The following is a 20,161-nucleotide window of genomic DNA, read 5'->3' as shown; positions in this document are numbered from 1 at the left end:
CCTAACCCACCCTACGGCTCCCTCACGCGCCGCCGCTCCCCATTGTTGCCAACGACCGCCCATGACATCATCCGAATCCCGAGTCATCTCTGCCCTCTGGATGCCCGATGCCACGCCGGAAATTTGCCTGGGAGAAGCTGTCGGATGACGAGTTGCTCAAGCAACGCCTCTCCAGCCTGAGGGTTACGGTCGAAGGCACCTGGCTCGAGGATTGCGTCAGCACGCTGTACGAGGAGCTCGAGGAGCGCGGCATCCGGCTGCGGCCGCACACCTGGATGTCGAGCGAATGGTTCAGCCCGGGCGGCGTTCCCGGCATCGCCATTCCGTTCTATCTCGCTCATCCCCGCCTGATGAAGCTCGAGAAGAAGATGATGTTCGACGTCGAGGGCGGAACCTGGCGCGAATGCATGGCCATCCTCCGTCACGAAGCGGGCCACGCCATACAGCACGGCTACCAGTTGCAGCGCCGCCGGCGCTGGCAGCAACTGTTCGGCCCGTCGTCGAAACATTATCCGCGCTATTACCGGCCCAATCCGGCCAGCCGGCGCTATGTCCAGCATCTACGGCTCTGGTACGCGCAGAGCCATCCGGACGAGGATTTCGCCGAGACGTTTGCGGTGTGGCTACGGCCCCGTTCGAACTGGCGGACGCGATACGCTGGTTGGCCGGCACTGAAGAAGCTCGAATATGTCGACGAGCTGATGGGCGAGATTGCGGGCAAGCGGCCGCCGATCACGACGCGGGAGCGTGTCGATCCGCTGGGTCGGCTCAGCCAAACGCTGGAAGAGCACTACAAGAAGAAGCAGGCGTTCTACGCCTTCACGCCTCCCAAGACCTACGACCGCGATCTCTCCCGGCTGTTTTCGGCCGATCCGCGGCATCACCGCTCAAAGCCGGCTTCGACCCTGATCAGGCGCCACCGCTCCCAGATCAGGCAATTGGTCGCGCGATGGACCGGCGAGAATCAGCTTACGCTCGATGCCGTGCTTGACGAGATGATCTCCCGCTGCCGCGAGCTCGACCTGCGCGCCGTCGGTCCTGAACAGAAGCTCGTTCTCGACTTCATCGTCCTCGTGACCGCCAAGACGATGCACACGATGTTTGGCCCATCTCGACGAAAATGGATCGCGCTATGAGACGTCTGCGCATTCTGGTGCTCATGCATCCGGACTTCGTGCCGCCGGACTCCAGCGACGGGCACACCGCGCAGGAAATCAATGCGTGGAAAACCGAATACGACGTGGTGAGCACCTTGCGCGCAGCCGGCCATGAGGTTCGACCGCTCGGCGCGCAGGAGGAAATCAAGCCGGTGCGCGAGGCGATCGAGGAGTTCAAGCCGCACGTGGTTTTCACGCTGCTGGAGGAATTCCACAACAACGTCGCCTTCGACCAGCACATCGCGAGCTATCTCGAGCTGATGAAGGTCCCTTATACCGGGTGCAATCCGCGCGGCCTGACCCTGGCCCGCGGCAAGGATCTGTCCAAGACGCTGGTGCATCACCGCCGGATCGCCGCGCCGGCCTTTGCCGTCTTCCCGATGCGCCGCAAGGTGAAACGCCCGACGCGTCTTGCGCTGCCGCTGATCGTCAAGAGCCTGAACATGGATGGCTCGTTCGGCATCTCGCAAGCATCGATCGTCGACACCGACGAGAAGCTGGCCGAGCGGGTCGCCTTCATCCACGAACGGGTCGAATCCGCCGCCATCGCCGAGCAGTTCATCGAAGGACGAGAGCTTTACGTCGGCGTGCTCGGCAACAACCGCTTACGAGTCCTGCCGGTCTGGGAGTTGAAATTCGGCAGCATGGGCGGCCGCTCGTCACGGCACATCGCCACGGAGAAAGCCAAGCACGACACCGACTATCAGGAGAAGGTCGGCATCGTCGACGGGCCTGCGAAGGATCTGGCGCCGGAAGTGACCGCCAGGATCCAGCGGGCCGCGAAACGCATCTACCGGGTGCTTGGCCTCGACGGCTACGCGCGTATCGATTTTCGTCTCACCGCCGACGGCACGCCGTATTTCATCGAAGCCAATCCAAATCCCGAGATCGCCAAGAGCCAGGAATTCGCCACGGCCGCTCTACATGACGGGCTGAAATATCCGGCTCTCCTGCAGCGCATCCTGGCGCTCGGAATCAGCCGCGCCAAAGCGGGCGTGTCATTGGGGTGATGACGGCTGCGATCACCCCTCATCCTTCGGGACGCGCTTCGCGCCCCTCGGGATGAGGGATGGTCGTTGCGCGGCGTTACACGATTCCCGCGGCGACCTGGCCGCGCAGGCGTTCGAGCCCGAGCAATGTCTCCGCACAGGCGGCCGCCACTTCGACGCCCTTGATCGCAAAATGCCTGCGGAAGAAATCGTAGTGCACCTCGGTCTCGTGGAATTGCTGCGGCGTCAGCACCGCGGAGAACACGGGCACCTCGGTACGCAGCTGCACGTCCATCAACGCCTTGATCACGGTGTCGGCGACGAATTCATGGCGGTAGATGCCGCCGTCGACGACGAGGCCGGCCGCGACGATCGCGGTGTAGCGCCGCGTCTTGGCGAGGATCTGCGCATGCAGCGGGATCTCGAACGAGCCCGGCACCTCGAACACGTCGACATGATTGAGGTGGCGCGCTTCTGCCTCCTTCACGAAGGCGATACGGGCCTCCTCGACCACGTCGCGGTGCCAGCAGGCCTGCACGAAGGCCACCCGCTGCGGTTTCGCGAAGCGCGGGTGGTCGGGCGCCGGGTCCTGTGGAACCGGCGGTGGCGTTTGGGTTGGTTGGGAGGTTTCGGCTTGGGGATCTTGCAACATCTGATTCATGGCTTTCCTCAGTTAAGGACCAGAATCAGGGCACACGGAACGACAAACAGCCGCATCCTGCGATGCGTCTGCCACCGACCGTTCTCTTTCATCCGGACTTTAACCGTCGGCTTCGGAGTTGCACCGAATCTGCTGACCCTTCCCCGCAGCAACAGGCTTTGAGGAAGGCGCTCGCGGGCTTGGGCCTTACGGCCCTTACCGCCGGTGGGGACTTTCACCCCGCCCTGAGAACATCGGCCGTCCGGAATGAACGGCCTGACCGAAATATGACGCCGGTTCGGGGCCGCGGCAAGCGGGTTCCGCATGGGAAAATCGCATGGTCCCATACCGCGAAGGCGGTCCAGGGGGCACGCCGCGGAATTAACGATCGGGGGCGGCCGCCGAATCCGATTCCGATTTGTTCTTCCCGTTAATAATTGTGGCCGAGATGAGCTGTGGACGAACGAGTCCTGACTTGTGGACGGACTCGGCAGCCAGTTGCGCAGATTCCGCAAATCACATCAGTTGATCCGCGACAAGCCCGCGCTGATCCGAACGGATCGCCTTAGCAAATTTAAGGGAGCGCGCGCCGGACCAACCGCGTGCGTATCAAAGACAACAAAAAGGCAAGAGGTCGAGACGGCATGTCCCTGCTCGAAGGCACTATCGATTCCAAAAACCATCCGCTCGCGGTGGTCGAGGATATCGCTGCCAGCAATAACTGGCCGTTCGAACGCTCCGGCGAAGACGAACTCACGATTGTCTCCAAGGGACAATGGACCGACTACCAGATCTCCTTCACCTGGATGGGCGAGATCGAGGCGCTGCATCTGGCCTGCGCATTCGACATGAAGATTCCGGTTGCGCGGCGATCTGAGGTCCAGCGGCTCGTCGCCGCGGTCAACGAGCAGCTGTGGGTCGGGCACTTCGACCTGTGGACCACCACCGGCATGATCATGCACCGGCAGGCCCTGGTGCTGCCGGGCGGGCTCATCGCCTCCACCGGCCAGTGCGAAGCCATGCTCGCCGGCGCCATCCACGCCTGCGAACGCTATTTCCCGGCGTTCCAGTTCGTGGTGTGGGCCGGCAAGTCCACGGCGGAAGCCATGGACGCGGCCATGTTCGACACGGTGGGCGAGGCTTAAGCGCGCTCTCCTGAGGCGGCGAGCGAGCCCAGCTTTCTCCATCGTCGTCCTGGCGAAAGCCAGGACCCATATCGCGAGGTCTCTCCGTGTCTCGCGATGCTTGTTGCCCTGCCATCCTTCCACTAGAACCAGCCGTGGTAATGGGTCCTGGCCCCCCGTGCGCAATTGCACACTAGGCCAGGACGACGGCGGTGGCGACAGCGATGGCGAACAGCACTCTCCAAAACATCACCGGCACCATCCTGCTCGCCGGCGCCGGCAAGATGGGCGGCGCGATGCTGACCGGATGGCTTTCGGGTGGGCTCGACCCGCGCCGCGTCGCGGTGATTGATCCTCACATCTCGGCCGAGATCACCGCACTTGCCGCCAAGGGGGTTGCGCTCAATCCCGACGTGACGACGGCGGGCCAGGTCGAGACGCTCGTGGTCGCGGTGAAGCCGCAGATGTTCCGCGAGGCCGGCGCCAAGCTGAAGCCATTCGTCTCCGATAAGACCGCGGTGGTGTCGATCATGGCGGGAACCACGATCGCCTCCCTCGAGGAGGTCTGCGGCGGCGCGGTGGTGCGCGCGATGCCGAACACACCGGCCGCGATCGGTCGCGGCATCACGGTGGCTGTCGCCGCGAACAATGTCAGCGCACAGCAACGCGCGGTGGCCGATGCGCTGCTACGCGCCACCGGCTCGGTCGAATGGGTCGACGATGAGAGCCTGATGGACGCGGTGACCGCGGTGTCCGGCTCGGGCCCGGCCTATGTGTTTCTGCTGGCCGAAGAGCTCGCGCGCGCCGGTGTCGAGGCGGGATTGCCCGAGGCGCTCGCGACAAAACTCGCGCGCGAAACCGTCGCCGGCTCCGGTGAACTTCTCCACCAGTCGGAGCTTGCCTCCGGCACGCTGCGCCAGAACGTCACCTCGCCCGGCGGCACCACGGCTGCGGCACTCGGCGTGCTGATGGGCGAGCCCGGCCTGCGCGATCTGATGATCCGTGCGATCGCGGCGGCGACGAAACGGTCGAAGGAATTGGCGAAGTAAGGAAGCTATCCCCTCATGGTGAGGAGGCGCGAAGCGCCGTCTCGAACCATGCAGGCCCGGCTCTCGCCTGTGGCGATCCTTCGAGACGACCGCGGCGCGGTCTCCTCAGGATGAGGGCGGAGCAAGCGGCTCCTAGCTCGTCCCCAGCCGCTTGTTGAACATCGCGACATTAATGAGCCCGCGCGCGTGGCGGCCTTCGCCGAGTTTTCGCGAGCCCTCGAAGGCCTCGACCTCGAAGCGGATGACGCGGCGCTCGACCGCGACCACCTTCGCGGTAGTCCGCACCGTCGCACCGACGAGAGCTGCTGCAAGATGGCGGATGTCGACCTCGGTGCCGACGGTGACCCAGCCGGGCTGAAGGACGCTACGGATCGCATCGCCCGACGTCATCTCCATTTCCAGAATCATCATCGGCGTCGCATAGACCATCGGCATGCCGGGCACGAAATGCCCGACCGTGCGCTCCACCGGCACCACCAGCGTGCGCTCGGCGCTCATGCCGGCCTTGATGAAGTCGCGTGCGTCCATGGGGCCTCCCCCGTCGTCCTGGACAAGCGAGCAAAGCGAGCGCCGATCCAGGACCCATTACCCCGACACAACACTTTTATGCGCGGTCTGAACTCGACCTGCTGCAACAACTGCCGCTTGGGGTAATGGGTCCTGGCCCCCGTGCGCAATTGCGCACTAGGCCAGGACGACAGTTGCGTTTGCAGCTACAGCGATGGCTACTTCTTCGCAGCCGCCGCGCGCTCCACGAACGTCTTGCCGCCCTTCATCTTATGGGCGAGCGGGGCTTCGTTGATCTGGATGACGACGGCGTCGGCATCGACGCCGAGATTCTTCACCAGCGCCTGGGTGATGTCGCGCATCATGCCGGCCTTCTGCTCGTCGGTGCGGCCCACGGCCATGCTGACAGTGATCTCAGGCATTTTTTCTCTCCCTTGGGCCGCACACCGGCCATTGACGGTCGTCATCAAACAGGAGGTGGATGCCCGGGACAAGCCCGGGCATGGCGCACCAGCGAATAGCTAGCCCCAGCTCACGTCATGGCGCGCCAACACCTCGCGCACTTTGGCGACGAGGTCGGCCTCGCTGCACGAGAACTGCGCCGGGCGGCTCTCCCGCCATTCCTGGTTGGAAGCGATCGCGGCCGCCGCCTTCGCGCCCTCGATCAGATCCTTGATCTGCACCTCGCCACGCGCTTTTTCATCGGAGCCCTGGATGATGACGCAGGGCGCATTGCGGCGGTCGGCATATTTGAGCTGGTTGCCCATGTTCTTGGGATTGCCGAGATAGAGTTCGGCGCGGATGCCGGCGGTTCGCAACGATGCGACCATCTTCTGGTAGTCGGCGACGCGCTCGCGCTCGAACACGGTGACAACGACGGGGCCGAACTCTGGCTTCGTGTCGAGCTTGCCAAGCAGCGTCAGCGCGGCCTGAAGCCTGGACACGCCGATCGAGAATCCGGTCGCCGGCACCGGCTCGCCGCGGAAGCGCGAGACCAGACCATCATAGCGGCCACCACCGCCGACCGAGCCAAACCGGACCGGACGGCCTTTGTCGTCCTTGGTCTCGAGCAGCAGTTCGACCTCGTAGACGGGGCCGGTGTAATATTCGAGGCCGCGCACGACGGAGGGATCGATGCGGATGCGGTCTGCGCCGTATCCCGAAGCCGTCACCAGTTTGGCGATTTCTTCCAGCTCGCTCACGCCGGCCTGACCGACTTCGCTCTTGGCGAGATAGGTTTCCGCCGCGGCGATCGCCTCTTTCCAGTCGTCGTGCGGTTTGGTGATGGCGAGAACGACGTCAGCTTCCGACGCGCTCAAATTGGCGCCCTTCGTGAAGTCGCCCTTGCCTTCTTCGCCGCCATCCCATCTGCCGGGACCGAGCAGCTTGCGAACTTCCTCGGCGGGAAACTTGTCGAGCTTATCGATCGCGCGCAACACGGTCAGTCTGCGTGCTGCGTTCTCTTCGCCACCGAGCCCGATTGCTTCCAGAACGCCGTCAAGCACCTTGCGATTGTTCACCCTCACGACATACGAGCCGCGCGCAACGCCCAGCGCCTCCATCGTGTCGGCCGCCATCATGCAGATCTCGGCATCGGCCGCCGGTGTTGCCGAGCCCACCGTGTCCGCGTCGAACTGCATGAACTGGCGGAATCGGCCGGGGCCGGGCTTCTCGTTGCGGAAGACGTAACCGACGCGATAGCTGCGATAGGGCAATACAAGACCGTCGGTACCGTAGCGCTCGCCAACGTAGCGCGCGAGCGGCGCGGTCAGGTCGTAGCGCAAGCTGATCCACTGCTCGTCGTCGTCCTGGAACGAGAACACGCCCTCGTTCGGACGATCCTGGTCGGGCAGGAACTTGCCGAGCGCATCGGTGTATTCCATCGCCGGCGTTTCCACGGGCTCGAACCCGTAGAGCTCATAGACGGTCCGGATCTTCTCCACCATCTCCCGCGTCGCCCGGATCGCGGCGGGATCGCGATCCTCGAGCCCGCGCGGCAGGCGCGCCTTCAGTTTCTGGGGTTTTTTGGATTTTTCGGCCATGCGCGGCATTTACCAGCCGACGCGCGAGGCGGCAACTGCCGGGTAGGCTCTTACGGCTGCTCCATCCGCGCCCGGAGCGCGTCGGCATCCGCTTTCGGCAGCGACTTCAGCGTTGGCTTGATGGTTTCGCCGCCGACGATCTTGCCGTTGCGCATGAACATCCAGTCCGAGATATCGGCTTCGGTGAATTCGACCTTGTCGCCTGCCCGCTTGCCGGGCAGATCGCGTGGCTCGTTGGCGAAGAGGCCGGAATAAGCCCCGTTTGCTAGCTTCTTCACCTCGGCCATCCAGATGTGCTCACCGCCTTTGCGGGTCGAAAAGTGCACCTTCAGGGCATGCCCCGTCTCCGACGGCTTCGGCGCCTCGTAGGAGGCCCAGAATGTCGGCAGCGTGCCGCGGGCGCGCGCGATCGCGGTGTTCATCTCCGGATCGGTGGTGCGCACGTCGACGACGGGCGAACGTCCCTCAGCGGAGACATCCGGCTGGGGGCCGATGGTCAGAATGCCAAAGACGGTGACGCCGGTGATCGCGGCGAGAACGACCCATTTCAGGGGTTGGGGAAGAGTGGATGCCATGATCGCGATGTCCAGATGACTCGATGTTCGAGTATTCGAGGTCTCGGACTTTGTCGCACGATCATCGTGTCGCGTTCATGGCGCCTCTCTCTCCCCGCGCGCGGGGAGAGAGAGGGCAAAAATCAAGACAGATTGCGGATCCAGTTGTGCGGATCGTTGGTGCGGCCGTACTGGATGTCGACGAGTTGCTTGCGCAGGCCCATGGCGACCGGGCCCGCGGCGCCGCCGCTGATCTCGAAATCGCCGCTCACCGAGCGCACCGTGCCGATCGGCGAGATCACGGCGGCGGTGCCGCAGGCAAACGCTTCCTTCAGCTTGCCGCTTGCCGCATCCTTGCGCCACTGATCGAGCGAGTACGGCTCCTCGCGCACCGTCTTGCCGGCATCTTTGGCCAGCGCGATGATGGAATCGCGGGTGATGCCGGGCAGGATGGTGCCGAGCGGCGGGGTCGAGAGCGAGCCGTCGTCGAACACGAAGAACACGTTCATGCCGCCGAGCTCTTCGATATAGCGGCGCTCGATCGCATCGAGGAACACGACCTGGTCGCAGCCGTGCTGGATCGCTTCGGCCTGGGCGCGCAGGCTCGCGGCATAGTTGCCGCCGCATTTGACGGCGCCGGTGCCGCCGACCGCGGCGCGCGTGTAATTCTCGGACACCCAGATCGAGACCGGCGCAGGGCCGCCCTTGAAGTAGGAGCCGACCGGCGAGGCGATCACCGCGAAAATGTATTCGGACGACGGCTTGACGCCGAGGAAGGTCTCGCTCGCGATCATGAAGGGGCGCAGGTAAAGGCTGCCCTCGCCGCCCGGCATCCAGGCGCGGTCGATGCGCACGATTTGCTCGACCGCCTCGATGAAGACGTCTTCGGGGAGCTGCGCCATCGCCATGCGGTCCGCCGAGTCCTTGAAGCGCCGTGCATTGGCGTCGGGGCGAAACAGGTTCACGCCGCCGTCGTCGCGCTTGTAGGCCTTGAGGCCTTCAAAAATTTCCTGGGCGTAGTGGAGGACGGCGCCGGCCGGATCGATCTGGAAATTGGCGCGGGCCTCGACACGCGCCTCGTACCAGCCGCCCTTGGCCTGGTTGTAGCGGACCACCGCCATGTGGTCGGTGAAGACGCGCCCGAAACCGGGATCGACCAGCTTGGCGACCCGATCCTTCTCGGGGGTCGGATTGGATGCGGGCTGGATGTCGAATTTCATGCTCATGTCCTTGCCTCCCGCTGCCGGTGGCGGTGCCGTTGTGGCACCCACCTGCCCTGATTTGGGCCCGGCTGGCTCGATTGGTTTCTGGCCGGACCGCCGCCAGCCTTGTTACGGCCGGTTTCCGTGGCCAGCATGTCACCGAGGACATGCTTTTGCGGAAGACGGAAGTCCAGTATGTTTTGCCGAAATGCCGTTCGACAATCGCACGGTAGATCTGCTCCGGCCGTCGCCGCCCGTCCGGCCCACTGCGGCGGCCTTGCTTCGATGCCCACCCGACGCGAAACGATCTAAAATTTCGTGCGGGCTGATCGTTTTGTAACATTGAGACCAAGATACGTCAATATGCCTGACATAAATTTCGCGACTCCTTCTCAAGACGCTGCCGGGCCGCGGCCGGCCGCAGACGACGGAGGCAATTTGCGCTGGGATATTATCGAACTGCTGTTCTTCGCTTATCGCGATTTCGTCGGCGATCCCGACCAGGAGCTGGAGGCGTTCGGCTTCGGCCGGGCCCATCACCGCGTCATGCACTTTGTCTATCGTTATCCCGGCCTCAAGGTCGCCGACCTCCTCGACGTCCTGCGTATCACCAAGCAATCGCTCGGCCGGGTGCTCAAGCAGCTCCTGGACGAGGGCTATATCGTGCAGAAGACCGGCGACAATGATCGCCGCCAACGCCTGCTGTTTGCGACACCGAAGGGCGAGGCGCTGGTGCAGAAGCTCGCAGGCCTGCAGACCACGCGCATCACCAAGGCACTCGCCGAGATGGCGCCGCAGGATGCCGAGACCGTCAAGCGCTTCCTGCGCGCGATGATCGACCGCGACGATCCGGACAAGGTGCTGGAGACGATCTTTGCCACCGTCAATCAGGACAAGGAGTGACCGTGCCGCTCGCTGCAACGCTCGCACGCCCGCCGGCACGCCCCGCCGACGATGCCCCGCATCTCCTGCTGGTCGACGACGACCGCCGCATCCGCGATCTGCTCTCGCGCTTCCTTGCCGGCGAAGGCTATCGCGTCTCGACCGCCGCGAGCGCCAGCGACGCCCGTTCCAAGCTTTTGGGCCTGCACTTCGACCTCTTGATCCTGGATGTCATGATGCCCGGCGAGACCGGCTTCGATCTCGCCCGTTTCATCCGGACCTCGTCCTCGGTGCCGATCGTGATGCTGACGGCGCGGCATGAAGCCGAAGCGCGCATCGAAGGCCTGCAGATCGGCGCCGACGATTACGTCGCAAAGCCGTTCGAGCCGCGCGAGCTTGCGCTGCGCATCAACAACATCCTCAAGCGCGCTGCGCCGCCGCCGCAGGCCGCTGCAGTGGAGAAGATCGCGTTTGGCCCGTACATCTATCACCTCGAGCGCGGCGAATTGCGCCAGGGCGAAGACGTCATTCACCTCACCGACCGCGAGCGCGAGATGCTGCGGATCCTGTCGGAGACACCGGGCGAGACCGTGCCGCGCAGCGCGCTGACCGGCAATGGCAGCGTCAACGAGCGCGCCGTCGACGTGCAGATCAACCGCCTCCGGCGCAAGATCGAGACCGATCCCGCCAATCCGCTGTTCCTCCAGGCCGTGCGCGGGATTGGCTACCGGCTGGTAGCCTCGCCATAAAGCAGTAAAGCGCCACCGATGAGCACGATCGATAGCGGCCTGACGCTTTTGAAGAGCGCCGCCGGCCGCGTCTCCGCCGCCAATGGCTGGATGGGCAATGCGTTCAAGGGCTGGATGCCGACCGGCCTCTACGCGCGTGCGCTGCTGATCATGATCGTGCCGATGGTGATCCTGCAATCGGTCGTCGCCTTCGTGTTCATGGAGCGGCACTGGAACACGGTGACACGGCGCCTGTCGGCCGCGGTGGTGCAAGACATCGCCGCGCTGATCGACGTCTACAAGGGCTATCCGCAAGACAAGGATCGCGACCAGATCCGCCGCATCGCGCAGCAGCGCCTGGGCCTCGTCGTCGATTTCCTCCCGGCCGGCGACATGCCGCCGCCGGGACCCAAGCCGTTCTTCTCGCTGCTCGACCAGACGCTGTCAGTGCAGCTCGGCCGCCAGATCGGGCGCTCCTTCTGGATCGATACGGTCGGCCGCTCCAACCTGGTCGAGATCCGGATTCAGCTCGACGACGCCGTGATGCGCGTGTTCGCGCAGCGCAGCGCGGCTTATGCCTCGAACTCGGAGATCTTCCTGTTCTGGATGGTCGGAACGTCCTCGATTCTGCTGATCGTCGCGGTGCTATTCCTGCGCAACCAGATCAAGCCGATCCTTCGACTTGCCGATGCCGCCGAAAGTTTCGGCAAGGGCCGCGAGGCGCCGAATTTCCGTCCGCGCGGCGCGCGCGAGGTGCGGCGCGCGTCGGTCGCCTTCCTCGAAATGAAGTCGCGCATCGAGCGGACGATGGAGCAGCGCACCGCGATGCTCGCCGGCGTGAGCCACGATCTGCGCACGATCCTGACGCGGTTCAAGCTCGAGCTGGCGCTGATCGGCGACAGCCCCGAAATGGAGGGCATGCGCAAGGACGTCGACGAGATGTCGATGATGCTGGAGGACTATCTCGCGTTCGCCCGCGGCGATTCCGGCGAGCAGTCGCAGCCGACCGACATGGCGCAGGCGCTCGAGGAGCTGCGCAGCGACGCCGAACGCCACGGCCACATTGCGACCGTCGCGTTCAACGGGCTGCCCGTGGTCACGGTGAAGCCGGCCTCGTTCAAGCGCTGCCTCGCCAACCTCGTCACCAACGCCGCCCGCTACGGCAAGGCCATCGCCATCACCGGCCAGCGCGATCACCGTTATTTGACCGTGACAGTCGACGACGACGGCCCGGGTATTCCCGCGCACTTACGCGAAGAGGTGTTCAAGCCGTTCCTGCGGCTGGACAACGCCCGCAACCAGGACGAAGGCGGCACGGGTCTTGGCCTCGCGATCGCCCGCGACATCGCCCGTTCGCACGGCGGCGACATCACCCTTGGCGACAGCCCGATGGGCGGATTGAGAGCAAGCGTGCGGATACCGGTGTAGCTGCCTCTTCCCTTCTCCCCCTCCTGTGGGAGAAGGTGGCGCGAAGCGCCTGATGAGGGGTCTCTCTCCGCGAATTCAAAAGCGAAAAGAGTCACACGCGGAGACAGACCCCTCACCCGTCTCGCCGCTACGCGGCGAGCCACCCTCTCCCGCAAGGGGAGAGGGAAGAGTCTTACTTCGGCAACAGCGCTTTCAGCTTGTCCATGTCGCGCACGTTCATCTTGAAGCCGCCGGGCATCACGATGTCGCCGGGCTTCTGGTCCGGCTTGCAGGCCCCCAGCCATTTCGCTTCGAGCTGCAGGGTCGTGTCGCGGCCTGCTGCGCCGGCGGCGCCGCCTTGCGCGTGCGACGACGTCTTCACTGTATAGGCCGAATTGAAATCGCCGGTGATCTCGGCATGCGAGGTCGTGCTGATGCCGGCGACATTGCATTCGGAATCGCTGACATAGCCGGTCGCGGTCTTCTTGATGTCCTGCTTGGCGCAAATCTGCTTGGCCATCGGGGAGACGTTGTTGTTCATCTCCTTGTCGACGGTCTCGTCGGTGCAGTGCTGCATGGTCATCTCGGGCACCGGCGTGCCGGTCCTGACCATCTTCAATTCCCACAGGCCCGCCTTGCGCACCGGCAGGTCGTCAGCGCGGGCGCTGCCTGCCGACACGACGAGGCAAAGGGCGGAGCCGAGCAAAGCGAGTTTGCGCGTCATGTGGGAAGCTCCCGGCTGAGAGGTAGCGGCGCTGCGAAAGCGCCTCAGTAGAGCGTGCGGATCGGCTGGTCGGCCGCGCCATAGGGCACCCAGCGGCAGGAGAACGAGATGTAGCCGCCCTCATAGGCCTGCATCGCCAGGAATTTGGCGACCTTGCCGTAGCGCGCGCAGTGATCGACCGCGACCTGCCGCGCATCGACCTGGGTTGCCATCGAATAGGCGATGATACCGCCGGTGTCGTTGCCCTTGAACGGAGGCACCGGAAGCAGATCGGCGCGCGCCGACTGGCTCGCCATCATACCCAAGGCAAGTAGGCCCGCGGCCGCAATGATTCGCATTCCCGTCACTCCGATTGGTTAGCGGCAGTTTACGGTGCCGGCGCGGCGGTGGAAAGAACCGAAGACCCCTCTATTGCAGCATTGCGGTCAACTCGTCGGCAAGTGTTGCCGCGCTGCACTTGACCTCCCCCGGCCTTCACGGCACCGTCGGACCCTCGCAGATCATGCTGTCTGGATTGCCCATGCGCGCCTCGACCTTCCTGAAATCGCTCCGCTTTGCCGCCGTGCTCGGCCTCCTGTTTGGGGCGTTGTCGCTCGGTGAGGCCAGGGCCGCCAATCCGCTGGAGCTGAATTTCTGGCTGAGCGGGCCGCGCTATGACGGCAACGTCTCCGAATGCGACAGGGCGCTGCCGACGATCGCCAGCCAGTTCTGGGAGAAAGAAAGCTCGTTCTGGAATTCCTCGTTGAAGATCACCGGCTTCTCCGCCGTTCACGAGACCGCGTTCCGGCCCTGGGCGTCCGACAACATCCCGCGCCGCTATTGCACCGGCGAGGCTATGCTCACGGATGGCAAGCTGCGCAAGGTGCATTTCTCGATTGTCGAGGATGGCGGCTTCGCCGGCTACGGCCAGGGCGTCGAATGGTGTGTGGTCGGGCTCGACCGCAACTGGGCCTACAACCCGGCCTGCCGCGCCGCCAAACAATAATTGCAAAAGTTCTGATCCGGACCGATCAGGCGGCCGAACGACGGTCGTCCGAATTTTGTTCTTGAAATGTTCTTACCGCCTGCTAGGCTCTTCTGCACAGTCTAGTTGAGGGGCGTCGCCATGTTTCATTCCAGATTGCATTTTTTCTCCCGCCTTATGATCTCGCTGACGCTTGCAGCCGGGCTGGCTGCGCTGGCCGGCGGTGCCAAGGCCCAGGACAAGCGGCAGAACACGCCCGGCGAATTCGATTTTTATGTGCTGTCGCTGTCGTGGTCGCCCTCCTTCTGCGAGGAGGCGGCGGAGCGCGGCGGCCGCTCGCAGACCCAGTGCAGCGGACGGCCCTACGCTTTCGTGGTGCATGGTCTGTGGCCGCAATATGAGAACGGTTTTCCGGAATATTGCCAGCGGCCCTCGCCGCGGCTGAACCGCAGCATCGTCTCCTCCATGCTCGATCTGATGCCGGCGCCGGGTCTGATCTTCAACGAATGGGACAAGCACGGCACCTGCTCGGGCCTGGCCGACCGCAGCTATTTCGAAACGATCCGGAAGGCGCGCGCCGCGATCAAGATTCCGGCTGAATATCTCGATCTGTCGGAGGCCAAGACCGTGGCGCCGGCGGAGGTGGAGGAAGCCTTCATCAAGGCCAATCCGGGCCTCAGCAATGCCGCCGTCTCGATCACCTGCAACCGGACGCGGCTATCGGAAGTCCGCATCTGCCTCAGCAAGGACCTGCAATTCCGCGCCTGCGAGGAGATCGACCGCCGCGCCTGCCGCCGCGACCAGGTGGCGATGCCGCCGATCCGGGGTGGGTAGTCCAGGCGTCGTGCCTCTTTGCTCAAGCCGCCACGTGGCGTAGTGCTCTTGCATGAATTACCGCCACGCCTTCCATGCCGGCAACTTCGCCGATGTCATCAAGCACATCGTGCTGGCGCGCATCATCACCTATCTCCAGGACAAGCCGGGCGCGTTCCGCGTCATCGACACCCATGCCGGCGCCGGCCTCTACGATCTCGAAAGCGACGAGGCGCGCCGCGGCGGCGAGTGGCTGACGGGCATTGCGCGGCTGATGCAGGCGCGGCTGTCGAACGACGCCATGGCACTGACCAAGCCCTATCTCGACATCGTCCGCGCCTTCAATCCGAAAGGCGAGCTCAAGGCCTATCCGGGCTCGCCGCTGATCGCGCGCGCCCTGATGCGGCCGCAGGATCGCCTCGTCGCCTGCGAACTCGAGCCGAAGGCGCGGAAAGCGCTGATCGGCGTGCTGCGCCATGACGAGCAGGCCCGCGTGGTCGACCTCGACGGCTGGATGGCGTTGCCGGCTTTCGTGCCGCCGAAGGAACGGCGCGGGATCGTCCTGATCGACCCGCCGTTCGAGGCAAAGGACGAGTTCGAAAAGCTCGGCGAGGCCTTCTCGACGGCTTTCGCGAAATGGCCGACCGGTATCTATGTAATCTGGTATCCCGCCAAGAGCCGGCGCGCCACCGACGCGCTGGTGCAATCAGTGGCGCGGCTCGCAGCCGCAGCAAAACCGCCGGGAAAATGCCTGCGCCTCGAATTCAGCGTGGCGCCGCAGGCCGACGGTGCAACTCTCACCTCCACCGGGCTCTTGATCGTCAATCCCCCTTACACGCTGCAGGGTGAACTCAAGACGATCCTGCCCGAGCTGGAAATGCCGCTCGGCCAGGGTGGCGCTGCCAGATTCCGATTAGAGGTGCCGAGACCGTAACACTCCGGCATCTTGGGAAAAATATGCAGGAGCGGTGGTCAATCTGCGGAGAACCGTATTATGCTGTTTCCGTGACTGGCTTTACGTTCCGCTTCCGCGAATGGTTGCGGCGGAGTGAAGGCCTAAGAAAGATCCAGTCGGACCAAATGGTCTGCCCAAGGATGGCCAGCTCCCGGGCTTCGTAAGGCCCGGTCATGTCGTGACGTGCGTCTGCGTCACGACGGAGGAGCAATGAGGGGGAGTTTCCCGATGGCCATGACGGGAACGGTCAAGTTTTTCAACGGTGAGCGCGGCTACGGATTCATCAAGCCGGACGACGGGGGCCGCGACGTCTTCGTACATATTACTGCTGTGGAGCGGGCCGGACTGAAGGACCTTGCCGAAGGACAGCGTATTACTTTCGAAGTCGAACCGGACAAGAAGGGCAAGGGGCCGAAGGCGGTCGATTTGGTCATCCTTCCCTAGCGAGCCTGGCGTAAAAAAAATCCCGGCCGCAAGCGGCCGGGAGGTTGGTCCGGTATTTTCTTCTTAGCTATCAGAAGTGATAGTTCACGCCTGCGCGCACAACGCTGGCGCTATAGCCGTTTGACACGCCCGTAATCGCGAACTGACTCGTCGACAGATCGATATAGAGATATTCGAGCTTGGCGCTCCAGTTCGGCGCGAATCCGACTTCCGCGCCGGCACCGATGGTCCAGCCGGCGCTGGTGTGCGACTCGGTCCAGCCGAACGTCTGCGCGCGCAGCTCGCCGAAGGCGAGGCCCGCCGTGCCGTAGAACAGCACGTTGCTGAAGGCATAGCCGGCGCGGCCGCGCAGGGTACCGAACCACGGATTGGAGAACTTCCACGGCGCGAAGGTGTCGTCGGCACCGGCGGCCTGGATCTCGCCCTCGACGCCGAACACCCAAGGGCCGGTCTGGAAATTGTAGCCGGCCTGAACGCCGCCGACGAAGCCTGACGGCTTTGCGGGATTGTTGTTCACCGAACCCCATTCATAGCCGAGATTGGCACCGAGATACGGGCCGGCCCAGCTATAGGCATTGAGCGGCTGATTGACCGTATAGGGCGCACGCTGCCCGTAATTGAGATCGGCGGCCTCTGCCGAAGCCGTCCAGCCGACTGCAGCCAACGCGGCTGCGCCCACAACGAGCGCCTTCATCACACACTCCAACGCAACTGCCGTCACCGGTGCGATGCCTGCGCCGCCGCGCGAGGCAAAACCGCATGGTTACGGAACCACCACTTTTTCGCGTAAGATTTATCGAGAGTTTTAAGTTAAAGGCCTGTTAAGTCGGGTTACCGGGCTGTTAACAGGCTTAAGCAAGCGTTACCGGGAACTGCGCCGCCATCCTGTGCGTGCCGCACGGCCGGAACTTCAAATCGGCACCCGCAGCGCCTAAATTCGCACCCATGGTTCACGATTCCACCGACAATCCGGACGACGCACGCACGCGCAAACCCGTGCGCGGCAACGCACCCGATGTCCCGGCCCAGGAAACCGAAGCGGCGCCGCCCGACCTCGATCCCGCCACAGCAAACGGCGACGACGAGGACGACGCACGGCTGCCGGACATCCTGGAAGAGAGCGGCACCGTCGGCGAAGAGCCGCTGGCGACCGGCCACGAGGCGATCGAACGCGCGGTCCGCCTCGCTCCCACCTCGCCCGGCGTCTACCGCATGCTCAATGCGAATGCCGACGTGCTCTATGTCGGCAAGGCCAAGAACGTCAAAAAGCGCCTGTCGAACTATGCGCGCCAGAGTGCGCCGCAGCCGGCCCGCATCCTGCGCATGATCGCCGCCACGGTGACCGTGGAAATCATCTCGACCCACACCGAGACCGAAGCGCTGCTGCTGGAGGCCAACCTCATCAAGCAGCTTCGGCCGCGCTTCAACGTGCAGCTGCGCGACGACAAGTCGTTTCCCTATATCCTGATCACGGGCGATCATTGGGCGCCGCAGATCCTGAAGCATCGCGGCGCCCAGACGCGGCCCGGTCGCTATTTCGGCCCGTTCGCCTCAGCCGGCGCCGTCAACCGCACCATCACCGCACTTCAGCGCGCGTTCCTGATCCGCTCCTGCACGGATTCCTTCTTCGAGAGCCGCTCGCGGCCCTGCCTGCTCTACCAGATCCGCCGTTGCGCCGGCCCCTGCACCCGCGAGATCGACTTCCCCGGCTACACGACCCTGGTGCGCGAGGCGAGCGACTTCCTGTCCGGCAGGAGCCATGCGGTGAAACAGGAGCTTGCCGCCGAGATGGAGAAGGCCTCCGGCGAGCTCGAATTCGAGAGCGCCGCGCTCTACCGCGACCGCCTCGCTGCGTTGTCCGCGATCCAGTCGCAGCAGGGCATCAATCCGCGCACGGTGGAAGAAGCCGACGTCTTCGCCATCCACCAGGAGGGCGGCTTCTCATGCGTCGAGGTGTTCTTCTTCCGCACCGGGCAGAACTGGGGCAACCGCGCCTATTTCCCGCGCGCGGAGAAGACGTATACGCCGGAAGAGGTGCTCGGCTCCTTCCTCGCCCAGTTCTACGACGACAAGCCGCCGCCGAGGAATATCCTGCTCTCGCACGAGATCGAGGAGAGCGAGCTGCTCGGCAACGCGCTGTCGATCAAGGCCGGCCGCAAGGTCGAGGTGTCCACGCCGAAGCGCGGCGAGAAGAAGGAGCTCGTCACCCACGCGCTCACCAACGCGCGCGAGGCCCTGGGCCGCAAGCTCGCGGACACCGCGACGCAGAGCCGTCTGCTCGACGCCATGGCCACGACCCTGAACCTGACGCATGCGCCGAAGCGGATCGAAGTCTACGACAACAGCCACATCCAGGGCACCAACGCGGTCGGCGCCATGATCGTCGCCGGCCCAGACGGTTTTGTGAAAAACCAGTACCGCAAGTTCAACATCAAGTCGGAAGGGATCACGCCGGGCGACGACTTCGCCATGATGCGCGAAGTGCTGGAGCGCCGCTTCAAGCGCCTGATCAACCCGCCCGAAGAGGGCGCGGCCAAAACCAAGGACGACGACTTCCCGCAATGGCCCGATCTCGTGATCATCGACGGAGGCCGCGGCCAGCTCAACGCCGTCCGGGAAATCTTTGCAAATCTCGGCCTGACCCAGGTGGCGCTGATGTCGGTGGCCAAGGGGCCGGACCGGGACGCCGGCCGCGAGACCCTGTTCATGCCGGAGCGCGAGGCGATCAAGCTGGAGCCGCGCGACCCCGTGCTCTATTTCATCCAGCGGCTGCGGGACGAGGCGCACCGCTTCGTCATCGGTTCGCACCGCAAGCTGCGCAAGAAGGATATCCGCGAGGCCGGCTTGCAGGAGATTCCGGGCATCGGTCCGTCACGCAAACGTGCCTTGCTGCACCATTTCGGAACCCTGAAGGAGATCGAACGGGCTTCGATCACCGATCTCGGCAAGGTTCCGGGGGTGAGCGCCGAGAGCGCTCGCAGGATTTTCGAGTATTTCCATCCCCAGCCGGGGTGAAATAAAGGGGGGCCGCGGTCATATGGTCGTCGCATCCCGCACCCCATTTGGCGAGCGGAACGGTTGACCTTCAGGCTGCAGCGGTATTGGTAGGACGGATGAACATCGCCACGACACGAGGGACCACCAGCCGCGCGATGTCCCTCCCGAACATCCTGACCTACGGCCGGATCGCCGCGATCCCGGTCGTGGTCGGGTGCATCTACGCACAGTCGATCATGGACGGCCCGCTGTGGCTGCGCTGGGTTGCGGTCGCCATTTTCATCGCGGCTGCGGTCACCGATTACCTCGACGGCTATTACGCGCGAATCTGGAATCAGCAATCGGCGTTCGGCCGCATGCTCGATCCGATCGCCGACAAGCTTCTGGTCGCCTCGTGCCTGCTGATGCTGGCCGCCGACGGCATCATTCACGGCTGGTCGCTGTGGGCCGCCATCGTGATCCTGTGCCGCGAGATCCTGGTCTCGGGCCTGCGGGAATATCTTGCCGCGCTGCGCGTCAGCGTGCCCGTGACCAAGCTTGCGAAGTGGAAGACGACGGTTCAGCTGATCGCCATCGGCTTCCTGCTGGCTGGTCCGGCCGGCGATGAGGTGGTGCCCATGGTCTCGATGATCGGGCTGGCGCTGCTCTGGGCCTCGGCGATCCTCACCATGTACACCGGCTACGATTATTTCGGCGCCGGCATCCATCACCTCATCAAGGAGGATGAGGGATGAAGGTGAAGTACTTCGCCTGGGTGCGCGAGCGCGTCGGCAAGGCCGAGGAGACCATCGAGCCGCCCGCAACCGTGCGCACCGTGGAAGAGCTGATCGCCTGGCTGTCCGGCCAAAGCGAAGCCTACGCCTACGCCTTCGAGAAGCCGAAGGTGATCCGCGCCGCGATCGACCATGCCCACGTCAAGTCGGACGCCGCGATCGCGGGCGCTCGCGAGATCGCGTTCTTCCCGCCGATGACCGGCGGCTAGA

General features: G+C 64.2%; 23 protein-coding genes and 1 riboswitch. Of the genes, 14 read left to right on the top strand and 9 right to left on the bottom strand.

Features of this window, described 5'->3' with window-relative positions:
• Positions 1–107: 107 nt before the first annotated feature.
• Positions 108–1,136, top strand: coding sequence for a putative zinc-binding metallopeptidase (locus tag FXB41_RS25470; protein WP_007596824.1), 1,029 nt, complete (start codon positions 108–110; stop codon positions 1,134–1,136).
• Positions 1,133–2,167, top strand: a complete 1,035-nt coding sequence (locus FXB41_RS25465) for a D-alanine--D-alanine ligase family protein (protein ID WP_007596826.1) — start codon at positions 1,133–1,135, stop codon at positions 2,165–2,167. Before FXB41_RS25470 ends, FXB41_RS25465 begins: the two co-directional genes overlap by 4 nt.
• 76 nt (positions 2,168–2,243) lie before the next feature.
• Here FXB41_RS25465 and FXB41_RS25460 read toward each other — a convergent pair whose 3' ends face one another.
• Complete coding sequence (locus FXB41_RS25460; RefSeq protein WP_007596828.1) at positions 2,244–2,807, bottom strand: 6,7-dimethyl-8-ribityllumazine synthase; 564 nt, start codon at positions 2,805–2,807, stop codon at positions 2,244–2,246.
• A gap of 76 nt (positions 2,808–2,883) precedes the next feature.
• A riboswitch (FMN riboswitch) is annotated at positions 2,884–3,043 on the bottom strand.
• Positions 3,044–3,430: 387 nt separating this feature from the next.
• Between FXB41_RS25460 and FXB41_RS25455 the strand changes: the two genes are divergently transcribed.
• Positions 3,431–3,931, top strand: coding sequence for a type III secretion system chaperone family protein (locus FXB41_RS25455; RefSeq protein WP_007596830.1), 501 nt, complete (start codon positions 3,431–3,433; stop codon positions 3,929–3,931).
• 203 nt (positions 3,932–4,134) lie between these two features.
• The gene (gene proC, locus FXB41_RS25450) at positions 4,135–4,959 is read left to right on the top strand and encodes a pyrroline-5-carboxylate reductase (RefSeq protein ID WP_219683638.1); all 825 of its coding nucleotides are present in this window, start codon (positions 4,135–4,137) and stop codon (positions 4,957–4,959) included.
• Positions 4,960–5,091: 132 nt separating this feature from the next.
• On the opposite strand, the gene FXB41_RS25445 is transcribed toward proC, so the two are convergent.
• From FXB41_RS25445 to FXB41_RS25425, 5 genes are all read right to left on the bottom strand, one after another.
• Complete coding sequence (locus FXB41_RS25445) at positions 5,092–5,487, bottom strand: thioesterase family protein (RefSeq protein ID WP_219683636.1); 396 nt, start codon at positions 5,485–5,487, stop codon at positions 5,092–5,094.
• A gap of 197 nt (positions 5,488–5,684) precedes the next feature.
• Positions 5,685–5,888 (bottom strand): tautomerase family protein, encoded by a 204-nt coding sequence (locus FXB41_RS25440; RefSeq protein ID WP_007596840.1) that lies wholly within the window; start codon positions 5,886–5,888, stop codon positions 5,685–5,687.
• A 99-nt stretch (positions 5,889–5,987) separates the two neighbouring features.
• Positions 5,988–7,508, bottom strand: a complete 1,521-nt coding sequence (hisS, locus tag FXB41_RS25435) for a histidine--tRNA ligase (protein ID WP_219683635.1) — start codon at positions 7,506–7,508, stop codon at positions 5,988–5,990.
• Between the two features lie 50 nt (positions 7,509–7,558).
• Positions 7,559–8,083 (bottom strand): YegJ family protein, encoded by a 525-nt coding sequence (locus tag FXB41_RS25430; RefSeq protein ID WP_219683633.1) that lies wholly within the window; start codon positions 8,081–8,083, stop codon positions 7,559–7,561.
• Between the two features lie 122 nt (positions 8,084–8,205).
• Positions 8,206–9,288, bottom strand: coding sequence for a branched-chain amino acid aminotransferase (locus FXB41_RS25425; RefSeq protein ID WP_007596844.1), 1,083 nt, complete (start codon positions 9,286–9,288; stop codon positions 8,206–8,208).
• 339 nt (positions 9,289–9,627) lie between these two features.
• On the opposite strand from FXB41_RS25425, the gene FXB41_RS25420 reads away from it, so the two are divergent.
• Genes FXB41_RS25420 through FXB41_RS25410 form a run of 3 tightly spaced genes read left to right on the top strand, consistent with a single transcriptional unit; the run spans position 9,628 to position 12,302 of the window.
• The gene (locus FXB41_RS25420; RefSeq protein ID WP_007596846.1) at positions 9,628–10,167 is read left to right on the top strand and encodes a MarR family winged helix-turn-helix transcriptional regulator; all 540 of its coding nucleotides are present in this window, start codon (positions 9,628–9,630) and stop codon (positions 10,165–10,167) included.
• The gene (locus FXB41_RS25415) at positions 10,164–10,895 is read left to right on the top strand and encodes a response regulator (protein WP_035993624.1); all 732 of its coding nucleotides are present in this window, start codon (positions 10,164–10,166) and stop codon (positions 10,893–10,895) included. Before FXB41_RS25420 ends, FXB41_RS25415 begins: the two co-directional genes overlap by 4 nt.
• A gap of 18 nt (positions 10,896–10,913) precedes the next feature.
• Positions 10,914–12,302, top strand: a complete 1,389-nt coding sequence (locus tag FXB41_RS25410; protein WP_007596850.1) for an ATP-binding protein — start codon at positions 10,914–10,916, stop codon at positions 12,300–12,302.
• A gap of 172 nt (positions 12,303–12,474) precedes the next feature.
• Here FXB41_RS25410 and FXB41_RS25405 read toward each other — a convergent pair whose 3' ends face one another.
• Positions 12,475–13,005: a DUF3617 domain-containing protein gene (locus FXB41_RS25405; RefSeq protein ID WP_007596851.1), complete on the bottom strand. Its 531-nt coding sequence runs from the start codon at positions 13,003–13,005 to the stop codon at positions 12,475–12,477.
• A gap of 44 nt (positions 13,006–13,049) precedes the next feature.
• Entirely contained in the window at positions 13,050–13,343 is a 294-nt protein-coding gene (locus tag FXB41_RS25400) for a hypothetical protein (protein WP_007596852.1), read from the bottom strand.
• 182 nt (positions 13,344–13,525) lie between these two features.
• On the opposite strand from FXB41_RS25400, the gene FXB41_RS25395 reads away from it, so the two are divergent.
• The 4 genes from FXB41_RS25395 (at position 13,526) to FXB41_RS25380 (ending at position 16,181) form a co-directional block, all read left to right on the top strand.
• On the top strand, positions 13,526–13,990 hold the full coding sequence (locus FXB41_RS25395) for a hypothetical protein (RefSeq protein ID WP_007596853.1): 465 nt from the start codon (positions 13,526–13,528) through the stop codon (positions 13,988–13,990).
• A gap of 120 nt (positions 13,991–14,110) precedes the next feature.
• Positions 14,111–14,803, top strand: coding sequence for a ribonuclease T2 family protein (locus tag FXB41_RS25390; RefSeq protein ID WP_219683632.1), 693 nt, complete (start codon positions 14,111–14,113; stop codon positions 14,801–14,803).
• A gap of 52 nt (positions 14,804–14,855) precedes the next feature.
• Positions 14,856–15,716 (top strand): 23S rRNA (adenine(2030)-N(6))-methyltransferase RlmJ, encoded by an 861-nt coding sequence (locus tag FXB41_RS25385; RefSeq protein ID WP_219683631.1) that lies wholly within the window; start codon positions 14,856–14,858, stop codon positions 15,714–15,716.
• A 249-nt stretch (positions 15,717–15,965) separates the two neighbouring features.
• Positions 15,966–16,181 (top strand): cold-shock protein, encoded by a 216-nt coding sequence (locus FXB41_RS25380; RefSeq protein WP_007614865.1) that lies wholly within the window; start codon positions 15,966–15,968, stop codon positions 16,179–16,181.
• Positions 16,182–16,251: 70 nt separating this feature from the next.
• Here the strand turns inward: FXB41_RS25380 and FXB41_RS25375 are convergent, their stop codons facing one another.
• The gene (locus FXB41_RS25375) at positions 16,252–16,875 is read right to left on the bottom strand and encodes an outer membrane protein (protein ID WP_219683630.1); all 624 of its coding nucleotides are present in this window, start codon (positions 16,873–16,875) and stop codon (positions 16,252–16,254) included.
• Between the two features lie 251 nt (positions 16,876–17,126).
• On the opposite strand from FXB41_RS25375, the gene uvrC reads away from it, so the two are divergent.
• From uvrC to moaD, 3 genes are all read left to right on the top strand, one after another.
• A complete protein-coding gene (gene uvrC, locus FXB41_RS25370) occupies positions 17,127–19,196 on the top strand; it encodes an excinuclease ABC subunit UvrC (RefSeq protein WP_219683628.1) in 2,070 nt (689 codons plus the stop codon).
• A 98-nt stretch (positions 19,197–19,294) separates the two neighbouring features.
• Positions 19,295–19,912 (top strand): CDP-diacylglycerol--glycerol-3-phosphate 3-phosphatidyltransferase, encoded by a 618-nt coding sequence (gene pgsA, locus FXB41_RS25365; protein WP_007596859.1) that lies wholly within the window; start codon positions 19,295–19,297, stop codon positions 19,910–19,912.
• Entirely contained in the window at positions 19,909–20,160 is a 252-nt protein-coding gene (moaD, locus tag FXB41_RS25360) for a molybdopterin converting factor subunit 1 (RefSeq protein ID WP_007596861.1), read from the top strand. The genes pgsA and moaD overlap by 4 nt, the downstream gene beginning before the upstream one ends.
• The last annotated feature ends 1 nt before the right edge of the window (position 20,161 follow it).

Origin of the sequence: Bradyrhizobium canariense (genome assembly GCF_019402665.1) — a bacterium.
Classification (GTDB): Bacteria; Pseudomonadota; Alphaproteobacteria; order Rhizobiales; family Xanthobacteraceae; genus Bradyrhizobium; species Bradyrhizobium canariense.
Note: the sequence above shows the minus strand (reverse complement) of the source record. Positions and strands in the feature narration are given on the sequence as shown.

Coding starts and splice junctions, on each gene's coding strand:
- FXB41_RS25470 (WP_007596824.1), top strand. CDS start 108: ATGCCACGCCGGAAATTTGCCTGGGAGAAGCTGTCGGATGACGAGTTG.
- FXB41_RS25465 (WP_007596826.1), top strand. CDS start 1,133: ATGAGACGTCTGCGCATTCTGGTGCTCATGCATCCGGACTTCGTGCCG.
- FXB41_RS25460 (WP_007596828.1), bottom strand. CDS start 2,807: ATGAATCAGATGTTGCAAGATCCCCAAGCCGAAACCTCCCAACCAACC.
- FXB41_RS25455 (WP_007596830.1), top strand. CDS start 3,431: ATGTCCCTGCTCGAAGGCACTATCGATTCCAAAAACCATCCGCTCGCG.
- proC (WP_219683638.1), top strand. CDS start 4,135: ATGGCGAACAGCACTCTCCAAAACATCACCGGCACCATCCTGCTCGCC.
- FXB41_RS25445 (WP_219683636.1), bottom strand. CDS start 5,487: ATGGACGCACGCGACTTCATCAAGGCCGGCATGAGCGCCGAGCGCACG.
- FXB41_RS25440 (WP_007596840.1), bottom strand. CDS start 5,888: ATGCCTGAGATCACTGTCAGCATGGCCGTGGGCCGCACCGACGAGCAG.
- hisS (WP_219683635.1), bottom strand. CDS start 7,508: ATGGCCGAAAAATCCAAAAAACCCCAGAAACTGAAGGCGCGCCTGCCG.
- FXB41_RS25430 (WP_219683633.1), bottom strand. CDS start 8,083: ATGGCATCCACTCTTCCCCAACCCCTGAAATGGGTCGTTCTCGCCGCG.
- FXB41_RS25425 (WP_007596844.1), bottom strand. CDS start 9,288: ATGAGCATGAAATTCGACATCCAGCCCGCATCCAATCCGACCCCCGAG.
- FXB41_RS25420 (WP_007596846.1), top strand. CDS start 9,628: ATGCCTGACATAAATTTCGCGACTCCTTCTCAAGACGCTGCCGGGCCG.
- FXB41_RS25410 (WP_007596850.1), top strand. CDS start 10,914: ATGAGCACGATCGATAGCGGCCTGACGCTTTTGAAGAGCGCCGCCGGC.
- FXB41_RS25405 (WP_007596851.1), bottom strand. CDS start 13,005: ATGACGCGCAAACTCGCTTTGCTCGGCTCCGCCCTTTGCCTCGTCGTG.
- FXB41_RS25400 (WP_007596852.1), bottom strand. CDS start 13,343: ATGCGAATCATTGCGGCCGCGGGCCTACTTGCCTTGGGTATGATGGCG.
- FXB41_RS25395 (WP_007596853.1), top strand. CDS start 13,526: ATGCGCGCCTCGACCTTCCTGAAATCGCTCCGCTTTGCCGCCGTGCTC.
- FXB41_RS25390 (WP_219683632.1), top strand. CDS start 14,111: ATGTTTCATTCCAGATTGCATTTTTTCTCCCGCCTTATGATCTCGCTG.
- FXB41_RS25385 (WP_219683631.1), top strand. CDS start 14,856: ATGAATTACCGCCACGCCTTCCATGCCGGCAACTTCGCCGATGTCATC.
- FXB41_RS25380 (WP_007614865.1), top strand. CDS start 15,966: ATGGCCATGACGGGAACGGTCAAGTTTTTCAACGGTGAGCGCGGCTAC.
- FXB41_RS25375 (WP_219683630.1), bottom strand. CDS start 16,875: ATGAAGGCGCTCGTTGTGGGCGCAGCCGCGTTGGCTGCAGTCGGCTGG.
- uvrC (WP_219683628.1), top strand. CDS start 17,127: ATGGTTCACGATTCCACCGACAATCCGGACGACGCACGCACGCGCAAA.
- pgsA (WP_007596859.1), top strand. CDS start 19,295: ATGAACATCGCCACGACACGAGGGACCACCAGCCGCGCGATGTCCCTC.
- moaD (WP_007596861.1), top strand. CDS start 19,909: ATGAAGGTGAAGTACTTCGCCTGGGTGCGCGAGCGCGTCGGCAAGGCC.